The organism is Cupriavidus mimosae (assembly GCF_023952485.1).
Lineage (GTDB): Bacteria > Pseudomonadota > Gammaproteobacteria > Burkholderiales > Burkholderiaceae > Cupriavidus > Cupriavidus taiwanensis_C.
Genome location: NZ_JALHRY010000066.1, coordinates 1 through 2,197, shown reverse-complemented (window position 1 = coordinate 2,197; position 2,197 = coordinate 1). Strand labels below are relative to the sequence as shown.

Annotated in this window: 4 protein-coding genes; all 4 read left to right on the top strand. The window is 58.7% G+C overall.

The genetic code is table 11. From position 1 onward, the window contains the following. The first annotated feature begins 102 nt into the window (after nucleotides 1-102). Nucleotides 103-378, top strand: coding sequence for a DUF2933 domain-containing protein (locus tag MKD50_RS30260; protein WP_012354637.1), 276 nt, complete (start codon nucleotides 103-105; stop codon nucleotides 376-378). Beyond that, nucleotides 375-1,040, top strand: coding sequence for a methyltransferase family protein (locus tag MKD50_RS30255; RefSeq protein WP_012354638.1), 666 nt, complete (start codon nucleotides 375-377; stop codon nucleotides 1,038-1,040). The genes MKD50_RS30260 and MKD50_RS30255 overlap by 4 nt, the downstream gene beginning before the upstream one ends. 24 nt (nucleotides 1,041-1,064) lie before the next feature. Continuing rightward, nucleotides 1,065-1,331 carry a DUF5676 family membrane protein gene (locus MKD50_RS30250; RefSeq protein ID WP_012354639.1) on the top strand — a complete coding sequence of 89 codons (267 nt, stop codon included), beginning with the start codon at nucleotides 1,065-1,067 and terminating at the stop codon, nucleotides 1,329-1,331. A gap of 363 nt (nucleotides 1,332-1,694) precedes the next feature. Next, nucleotides 1,695-2,197, top strand: a 503-nt coding sequence (locus MKD50_RS30245; RefSeq protein WP_147298075.1) for a formate/nitrite transporter family protein, incomplete at its 3' end; no start/stop codon positions are given.

Genomic DNA, 2,197 nt, shown 5'->3' with positions numbered 1-2,197 from the left:
GGCTTCGATTTCCTTGATCGACCTCAAGGGCGAGCGTCTTTCGGCACCGATACTGAAGAGAAGCAAGGCTTTGCCTGCGCCGTTGCGCGCAAGGAGGCTTCTATGTCGGGCAAGCTGGCAACGACAAGCAATGATGAGCGCGTTCAAGCGACGGAGCGGCGGCTATCGAGGTCAAGACTGGTTACGGTCGGATTTCTGCTTGTCATTGGCTACTTTCTCTGGACAGAGCACCGGGCCCATGTCATCCAGGCCCTGCCTTACCTGCTCCTGGCCGCCTGTCCGTTGATGCATCTTTTCATGCACCAGGGGCACGGGCATGGTCATCACCGACAGGGGCGAGCGCGGGACGGTCATGACATCGATGGAGGACGGCGATGACCGAGCATCCGCAATACGGCTATGGGCTGTGGTCGCTGGTGATCATCAATTCGGCGGTATTCATCGTCTTCGCCTTCAGCTTCGCCAAGCCCAAGACATCTCGTGACTGGCGGTCCTTTGGCGCGTTCTCGGCGTTCATTGTTGCTCTCTTCACCGAGATGTACGGGATCCCCTTGACGATCTACCTCATGCTGCCGTGGCTCTCGGCGAGATTCCCTGGCATCGATTTCCTGTCGCACGACGCGGGCCATCTGCCTGAGATGCTGTTCGGCTGGCAAGGCAATCCGCACCTGGGGCCATTCCATATCGCCAGCAATATCCTTATCTTCGGCGGCTTCCTGATGTTGTCATCCGCCTGGCGTGTTCTATACAATGCGCAGCAGGAAGGCCGTCTGGCGACGACGGGCCTCTACGCGCACATCAGGCATCCGCAGTATGTTGCGTTCATTCTCGTCATGGCCGGCTTCCTCCTGCAATGGCCGACGATTCTTATCTTGTTGATGTTCCCGGTTCTCGCCTGGATGTATGTTCGCTTGGCCAGAGCGGAGGAGCAAGATGTGCTGGAAGCATTCGGCCAGCAGTATGAAGCGTACCGCAGGCGAACGCCTGGGTTCGTTCCACGGATTCGATTCAGCCAGTTGTTTCGCGCCAAGCCTCACTGAAGCGGCTGAACCAAGGAGGTAGTCATGAAACCCATCAAGACTGGCATCGTGCTTTCCCTCACGGTTGTGTTGTTCTATATCTTGTGTACTCTGGTTTGGGTAGCACTCCCGGAGCCGTTCATGAACTTCATGAACTCACTTTTTCACGGGCTCGATTTCAGGCGGCTCCAGACCGGTCAGTCGTTCTCCTGGTGGGATACCGCGTATCCGGCCATTGTGTTCGCGATCTGGTTTTTCGCCGTTGGTGTCTTCTTCGCCTGGCTTGGCAACAAAGTGGGAAATGAGGATTGAAGCCATGGGCATATGCACGCACCGGCGCGTCGGCACCGTTAGGGTGTTGGCCTTGCTGGAGCCACTACCGCTGCAACCATGGGCCATGCGCGTAGAGAAGCAGCGTCCACGTGTCAGAGTCGTCGCGTTGACAACGACTCAATGTACGCAGAGCCTGGCGCGAGCACGATCATCCGCGAGTCATCTTCGATTGCCCGGTGGTTCTGAGCGCGATTGCCGCGCCCTTGAACTCGTCCAGACGCGCGTCGCAGCGCATTGCCATTACCCATAATACTTGCGGCCGATCAAATGGAGGCCGGTCTGGCGTCCTACAGTAGCTTGCACCAGGAACTCTCCCAGCTAACGCCCCCCAGGAGTGTCGCAATGACGCCTGTAGCCGACCATGGCTTTGACGTTTACTCGCCTAAACAAGTCGCGAGCAGGGTCAACGAATTCTGCATTGCCAAGGCTCACATGCCGCTGCTCACGCTGGCAATGCTAGGCATGCTCGCGGGGGCGTTCATCGGGCTGGGCGCGCTGATGTTTGCTCTGGTGAGCAGCGATGCATCGCTCGGCTTCGCAGCGAGTCGCCTGCTAGGGGGGCTTGGATTTTCGCTTGGCCTGATTTTGGTGACGGTGGCCGGTGCTGAACTGTTTACCGGCAATAACCTGCTGGCCATGGCCTGGGCCAGCGGCTGCGTAAGCACTCGCGACGTGCTGCGCAACTGGGTGGTCGTGTGCATGGCCAATTTCATTGGCGCACTCGGGCTGGCGCTGCTGGTCTGGCTTTCGGGCCACGCCACGATGAATGGGGGTGCCGTAGCAACCACAGTCGTCGCCATCGCCACCGCCAAGGCCGGACTTTCGGCAACCGACGCCTTTTTTTG